General features: G+C 56.7%; 7 protein-coding genes. 2 read left to right on the top strand and 5 right to left on the bottom strand.

The window, feature by feature from the left end; all coding sequences use genetic code 11:
• Positions 1–126: 126 nt before the first annotated feature.
• On the bottom strand, positions 127–591 hold the full coding sequence (locus tag IEY86_RS29360; RefSeq protein ID WP_189134922.1) for a GNAT family N-acetyltransferase: 465 nt from the start codon (positions 589–591) through the stop codon (positions 127–129).
• 703 nt (positions 592–1,294) lie between these two features.
• Between IEY86_RS29360 and IEY86_RS29355 the strand changes: the two genes are divergently transcribed.
• Positions 1,295–2,671 carry a hypothetical protein gene (locus tag IEY86_RS29355; protein ID WP_189134921.1) on the top strand — a complete coding sequence of 459 codons (1,377 nt, stop codon included), beginning with the start codon at positions 1,295–1,297 and terminating at the stop codon, positions 2,669–2,671.
• Positions 2,672–2,817: 146 nt separating this feature from the next.
• Here IEY86_RS29355 and IEY86_RS29350 read toward each other — a convergent pair whose 3' ends face one another.
• The 4 genes from IEY86_RS29350 to IEY86_RS29335 all read right to left on the bottom strand — a co-directional run bounded on the left by IEY86_RS29350 (position 2,818) and on the right by IEY86_RS29335 (position 5,810).
• The gene (locus IEY86_RS29350) at positions 2,818–3,597 is read right to left on the bottom strand and encodes a hypothetical protein (protein ID WP_189134920.1); all 780 of its coding nucleotides are present in this window, start codon (positions 3,595–3,597) and stop codon (positions 2,818–2,820) included.
• A gap of 458 nt (positions 3,598–4,055) precedes the next feature.
• On the bottom strand, positions 4,056–4,895 hold the full coding sequence (locus tag IEY86_RS29345; RefSeq protein WP_189134919.1) for a helix-turn-helix domain-containing protein: 840 nt from the start codon (positions 4,893–4,895) through the stop codon (positions 4,056–4,058).
• Between the two features lie 5 nt (positions 4,896–4,900).
• The gene (locus IEY86_RS29340) at positions 4,901–5,431 is read right to left on the bottom strand and encodes a DUF6879 family protein (protein WP_189134918.1); all 531 of its coding nucleotides are present in this window, start codon (positions 5,429–5,431) and stop codon (positions 4,901–4,903) included.
• A complete protein-coding gene (locus IEY86_RS29335) occupies positions 5,412–5,810 on the bottom strand; it encodes a hypothetical protein (protein ID WP_189134917.1) in 399 nt (132 codons plus the stop codon). The genes IEY86_RS29340 and IEY86_RS29335 overlap by 20 nt, the downstream gene beginning before the upstream one ends.
• A gap of 178 nt (positions 5,811–5,988) precedes the next feature.
• Between IEY86_RS29335 and IEY86_RS29330 the strand changes: the two genes are divergently transcribed.
• Positions 5,989–6,423 carry an ATP-binding protein gene (locus IEY86_RS29330; protein WP_189134916.1) on the top strand — a complete coding sequence of 145 codons (435 nt, stop codon included), beginning with the start codon at positions 5,989–5,991 and terminating at the stop codon, positions 6,421–6,423.
• Positions 6,424–6,504: the final 81 nt, after the last annotated feature.

The raw sequence follows: 6,504 nt of genomic DNA, 5'->3' as shown, positions 1-6,504 counted from the left end.
CTCCCCCAACGGCACGGGAGCCGCGTGCGTTGCGGGCGTCGATTCCGTCACCCGATCAGTGACCGCGCTGAAAAAGCTCAGTGCATCGGCTGGGGGATCGGTACTGAGGCTCCCTGGCGGCCTGACTCAACGAGCCGTGTTCGCCAGTAGGACATCAACTCGTACACCGAGGAACCCGGAATCGGGTATCGGCTCAAAGCCGCAGGCCGCGAAAAATGCCAGGCGGGCCCCGGGCTCGCGCTCATCCGCCCACAGCACAACAAAGCTCCGTTCAGCCACCGCAGCGTCTGCGGCGAAGCGGTGGAGGAGTGCCGAACCGATGCCCGCTCGGCGCATAGAAGGGGCGGTGAGCACGTAGTTGATTCTTGTCTGCGGTGGGGGATACAGCGAGACTCGGGTGTCCTCGTAGTTGGTCAGTACGCCTTCGAGCCAACCGACCACCTTCCCATCACTCAAGGCGACGTACGGGGAGTGTGTACTCAGGCCGCCTTGTGCCAGCTCTTGCGCCAGTCGTCCCCAGTTCACGGCGGTCAGTAGGGCGTGCAGCCCGGCTCTGTGCTCCTCGGCAAGCAGAGTCACCTCAATGTCCACGCAGTGGAGCGTACGGCCATGGAGGTGCCTGTCAACCCTTCGAGGCAGGCTGGGCCGGGCCTTGATGTAGGCCAAATGGGTGATGCTTGAGATGCGAGATCAGGTGGAGGGAAATAGACTTTTTGAAAGCGAACAGGGATCAACCGTCTTGAGCTTGCTATTCACTATTACCCACAGGCCCGAGCCCTCGTTTGCGATTTCGAGCTTTGTACCTTTTCACCCAAGCTCGCTTTTCCCGCCATTCTTGGATTGAGAAGATCGGCCTCTCCGGGTGTTTGATTTTTGCAAATGTCCCATTTTTGATAACGCATGCATCCACTCGATAAACCCTTCCGTCATGTTCGAGATACTTGTAATCTAAGGAGGTGAGGCCGTACTGATCCTCCTTCTCTGGGTGACGCCCTTTCTGCCACCACTGCCATCGTGTCCCTTTTTCCATATAGTATCTACATCTCTCCTTCTACCATATCCTTTTTGTAAGTCAAGTGGCATTTTTGGGGTGGAAGAGGCTATGCGCTCTTGGTTTCGGCGGTCACGCAACGTCTTCGACGGAAAGAACCCTCAAGAGAATCTTGCATTTCTACTCTTGGACGATCCCTTCGCTTGGCGACTTAGGGCTGTAGAACGCATTCTTCTTACCAGTGCGCTCTGGTCTGAACGGGAGCGTGAGATTCACATTAAACCGCTCCGAGGAATTAAGTCATTGTCCGCATTTCTGCATGAGCAGTTCGGTGATCCTCCAACGTTCGGGCCGGATCGCGCAACGATCCTTTTGCCAATTGGGGACTTTCCTAAGGTGTCTCAAGTGGATCTCACGTTCACCGTTGCTGGCGAGAGAGTTCATCGGGTTTCGCGTAAGGAAAATGGAGAGATTCAAGCTCGATACTTTCGTCGCCTTGCGGAACGTACGCCAGTGCGTCAATGCGGCGTTAACCGCCTCGATCCACTGCTAACAGCCATATTCACCTTCGATCCAACTGCGCTGAAGGGGGAGCTGAACAACTATAAGCGCCCGTTTCGGCATCCATTGCTGTGGTGGCAGAAGATGGGGCGCAAGACCAATCCCGGCATCAAGTATGTCAAGAAGGCTATCGATCGAGGGGTTCGTGATGAAACTGTATTCAACCATTGTCACCAGGTAGCCGAAGACATCGGAAGCTTCATCGAAGGATACATGCTTTCGACTGATCATAGTGCGGCAGAGTATCCGCTTCTGGCCCTCCCCGAGCTCTTTAGGAACCATCCTCATATGACAGAACGTGATGCTCTGAAGCTGTTGAGGAGACTGCGCTTGTTACTGCGCCAAGCGAAGAATCGGGCAGCGGCCGACAACGATGCCGCCAAGAGTCTGCTCTACACCTACTTCAGTTACGGTCGGCGATGGGAAGCTTTTGCCCGATGCGAGATTCCACTTAATGAGCATTTCTTGATTGAGGTGCGTGAAAAACGCGAGGTTTTGTTCAATTCACCTAAAGAAGAACGCAGTCGCCTCGCTTGGCTTGGAACGTGGTTTTGTGACCGAATAGCACCTCGGGTGCGGCAATATGTTGCTTTTGCCGATGCGGAGTCCAATCATGTAAACATTCGGGTGGATGATACGAGTGTGCAGCTTGGCTTTTGGGGAACTGGCGCCCGTGATGAGACCTATTCTCAAATTCCGTCGACAGAGCGCCCAGACGCGGAACATAGAACTCGTGAATACTATTCTCGGTACGACTCAAAAGCCGCCCGCCGAAGGCCCGACAGTCGAATGCAGCGGTTGTGGATAGAGTGCCGGCTCTTGCCCACATGGATGCGACTTTTTATGGGCTGGGGGTTTATTGTAGCTACTTGGTCCGCCATCTACTTGGTTGTCCGTCTCGGATTCGCAGGTTGTGAGCATCTCACAACGTCTGATGTTCTTGCAATTCTGTTTCCTGTAACTTTTGCATCGTCGCTCTTGTTGGTACAGGACACAACAACCCTCGGGAGGCACATTAAGAGGGCGAAGCAGTCTCTGCTCCTGTTTTTCCTTCTGGCTCTATGGGGGTTGGTTTTCGCCTTGTATGTTATGGGAAGGATTAAAGTCGGTCTGCATTGACCACCTTAGTTGTAAGTCGACTTACAGCTTTCTTGTCCTGAAGCCTCGTATAATTCGCTCTCGTATGCCAGCTGTAGAGCTGCCCGATCCGGCGCAAGCGTACGGATGCCCCTCTCCCAACGCGATACAGGCCACCGGCCAAAGCCTCAGGGAGTTGAGCTGTTTTCTCCAACCCGCGGCGGTGTAGGCGTTCTTTCAGCTGCCTGGAGCCCTGCGGCCACAAGATGGCCAATAATGGCGAGAATATCTGCGTCTTCCTTTGTCAAGATTCCTTGGTTCGGCGAGTCGAGCGTGATTATCCCATGTAGTTTTGGATCAGCTCGCCGGATGGCCGCAGCAGCAAATGACTCGTACTCGTGTTGGATAGCCCATCCTGGAGGCGGCTCTACATCTTCTTCCGCGGACGGAGCTTGCACTTTAGCCACAAACACGGCAGGCTGATTGGCATTGAGCATATACTCTAGAACAGTTCTGCCAGGCTTATTTTTCCTGCGAAATTCGATTCCCGGTTTCCCGTTTCGCCCGTGGGAAACCGCGTCGAACACTAGCCGCCTGGGCGCCAATTCGTACTTGAAGAACGCAAGTCGCACGCTTTCCCCCATCATGGGTGCAATAGTATGTGCCACCATCTGTTTAAGGTGCCGCTTTGTGTCTCCTGGGTCTGCGTGCTCTTTCCCCGTGAGGGTAACCAACTCTTTGGCTAATGGTTCTAGAGCGAAGAAGAGCCTCCTCTTTTCTTGCGCCCGCGCATCGCTACTTGCTGCATCTGCCCTCTTGTTAGCAGCTACAAGCGCCTCGTCCTTCTTTCTTGTTTCGCGGATAGGTAACAGGATTGCAAGCGCGGCACAGACACCCCCAGAAAGGGCGAACTGCCAGCGTTCCCAACCTTGGAGGACATAGGCAGTAGCTGCGGCTAGACAGGCCATGCCTGTTCCCACTTCCCATCGCCACCATGTTTGCGGGTTAAGCCACCCCAGAGACATGCTGTAGGACTACCCTGCATACGCGTTGTAATGCTCGGCCGATTGGGTGGTTTGCTTGTTGACAACCTTGGTTGAATTTTCTATAACAGAAGAGATATGCAACATGAGCGCTCACCGGAAGGGCCGGATCAGCCGATCGATATAAGACCAAGGTGATCTAAGGGAGAGATCAAGAAAGATCCTCAAGGCTATTTTCAAGCCTTGGATGACTGAGTCACTACCGGATATTCTAATTGGAGACCTGGCGACTCCAAGGGTCAGCGCGAATTTATCAACCGGGTCTGGACAAAGCATGTCCAGCAGCGCCGTTACGAACGACGCGAAGCGTGGCAACGAATCCGTAAGGATGTCTGCATTTTTTTAGGGTTGAAGCCGAAGAAGCCTAAGTGAGAGCTACGCTTTTACCCGTCAAGATCGTCGAGTGCATCCGAGATGAGCTCGCGCACCGGTTTCCCGTAGAGGGCGGATTGTTGTAGCAGCGAGAAGGCTCGGTTGTACAGCGCGATTTCGCGAGGCTGGGTAACCGTCAGCTCGGCCGAGTAGGTCTCCACCATCACCATGCGGTCGTCAAAGGTCGTAAACGCGTTCCCAGGCCAGATGCGGTAGGCGGCCTTCGTGGGGATGATCCCCAGGCTCAGCCGCGGCAATGTCATCACTGCCAACAGCCGGTCCAGTTGCCCGCGCATGATGTTGGCGTCACCGAATCGGGTGTAGAGCGCTTGCTCCCCCAGAATTACGTTGTAGCGGCGGTCGCCCCGATACAAGTACTGCTGCCGCTCCATGCGCTTGGCGACGCCCTCTTCAACATCGTCGGGGATCTCGTAGAAGTCCACCACTTGCCGGAGGATCTCGGCCGCGTATTCAGCTGTTTGGATGGTTCCCCACACAACGGTTGGGTGGTAGACCCGAAAGACCTTTGTTTTTTCGTAGAGATCGATGGAACGCTGCTGGCGCCGCTTTGTTCCTGAGGCGAACATGCGTCGCCATTCAAGCCACATGGCATCGATGTGACGAACTGTGGCGATCAGATCAGGAATTTCCTTCTCAGTACCGACTGTTCGGCACCACACCCGGATGTCACTCTCGCTGACGTTTTGCTTCCCATGCTCGATACGCGAGACCTTGGATAGTTGCCAGCCGGCCGATGCGGCCAGCGCCCGGCCCGTGAGTCCCGCTTCCCTACGGAGATCACGCAGCCGAGCGCCGAGCACCTCACGTGCTTCTTGTGCTTGATTGGCCACGGCGGTTATCGACGAGGCTCGTACGCGGTGTGCGGGACAGCAAGAGACCAGAGCAGGTCGCGAACCTTGATGCACTCGGCCACGATGATCGGATCGGTGATGAGCTCTGAGCCCTTGACACGGCCATCGTCATGGAAGTGGCCAACCGCCACGAGGCCGCTGTCAAACAGCCACCAGTCGTTCCCATTGACCGGGAATGTGATGTCCTGTGGGAGCTGGTGGCGGGGCAGCCAGCGGATATCTTCACCTGCGATTTGGTTCAGGTGCGTAAGCGAGTGCTCCCACGTGACGTACTGACTGATGGGTTCGGAGACGACTCGGACGCGGCGAACAGTTTTCCCCGCCGCGGTCGCCTTGCGCATCCGATCCGTCCACGGGTCAAGCCAGCGGTAGTCGTCAGACTCCCCTCGTTGCCACTTGGCGTACGGAGCGTCTTCAACCGGCGAGCCGTAGTCGTCGCGAAGCTCCAGGTGGAAGGCGTCATGTTCGAAGCTGTCGAACAGCTCGTCCCGCTGATCACTTGTGATCAGTTCCACCGGCACTCTCCTCCAGTAGGGCCACTATGGCCGCTTTGCTGACTTCGACGCAGCTCTCGTAGTGGGGCATGCGCATCTGCGCCAGCGCCTCAGGATCAGTGATACGTACGCCTTGTACGACGCAATTGCCCTCCTCGGTGACGTGCACGATCGGCGGCTGCCAGGTCGCAACGGCACCGGACAGTCCGTCGTTGGCCAAGTGCTCGAAGAGCTCCGTTGGCACCTCTACGGCCGTCTCGCTGTCGGGAACGTCAAGCTTCATGAGGACGTCCCCCGCTGTCACGATCCAGCCCTGCACCACGTAGGTTTCCCGATCCGTGGCGTACAGCGTCGGGGAGTCCCCTGGCGTGGAGTTCTTACCCAGGAACCGTAGCTGCATGATCGCTCTCCCGTCGTCGGGGTTGCTGTTGTTTGCGAGCCGATGAGAGCTTGAGGCGCAATTTTGACCTCGTCAAGGTGATAGCGCAAACATGCGCAAACCCGTTGATGGTACGTCGAGTTGGCCCGTAGCGTTCCGACCTGCCAGGAACCCTGACCAGGCGCGGAGGAACCACCGGATGACCATCACTGTTGAGGATGAACACCCGGCCCCCAAGGTGATGCACTGGAGGTGGAACCGGCATCCCAAGTGCGTCTACCTGGCCCGCTGCCAGTTGGCTCGGTATCTGCGGTGCTGGCATGCCGAGGAGTTGATCGATTCTGCAAAACTCTTGCTCTCCGAATTGCTCACCAACGCGGTCAACCATGCGCACACCTCACCCGGCCGGCAGATCCAGACCGTGTTCGAGGTCACCGAGCAGAGGCTCCGCGTTGAGGTATCTGACGCATCCAAGACGATTCCGGTGCTCCGCCATGCGCTTGATCAGGACGAGCAGGGGCGAGGTCTGGTGCTGGTGGCGACCATGGCAACGCGCTGGGGTGTTCTTCCGCGCAAGGTAAACGGTGATTACGCGGTCGGTAAGACCGTGTGGTTTGAGATTGATCGTGCCTAGATCTACTCAGCGCGTGCCGGGGACGGTGGCGGCTACGGCGGCGGCCGGATCCCGGTCGTGACGGCCTAGAAGACAACGGCC

This window comes from Wenjunlia tyrosinilytica (assembly GCF_014646055.1).
Lineage (GTDB): Bacteria > Actinomycetota > Actinomycetes > Streptomycetales > Streptomycetaceae > Wenjunlia > Wenjunlia tyrosinilytica.
This window is presented reverse-complemented; position numbering and strand designations above follow the sequence as displayed.

Excerpts from the sequence above, each read along its gene's own strand:
- IEY86_RS29330 (WP_189134916.1), top strand. The coding sequence starts at position 5,989 with ATGACCATCACTGTTGAGGATGAACACCCGGCCCCCAAGGTGATGCAC.
- IEY86_RS29335 (WP_189134917.1), bottom strand. The coding sequence starts at position 5,810 with ATGCAGCTACGGTTCCTGGGTAAGAACTCCACGCCAGGGGACTCCCCG.
- IEY86_RS29350 (WP_189134920.1), bottom strand. The coding sequence starts at position 3,597 with ATGGCCTGTCTAGCCGCAGCTACTGCCTATGTCCTCCAAGGTTGGGAA.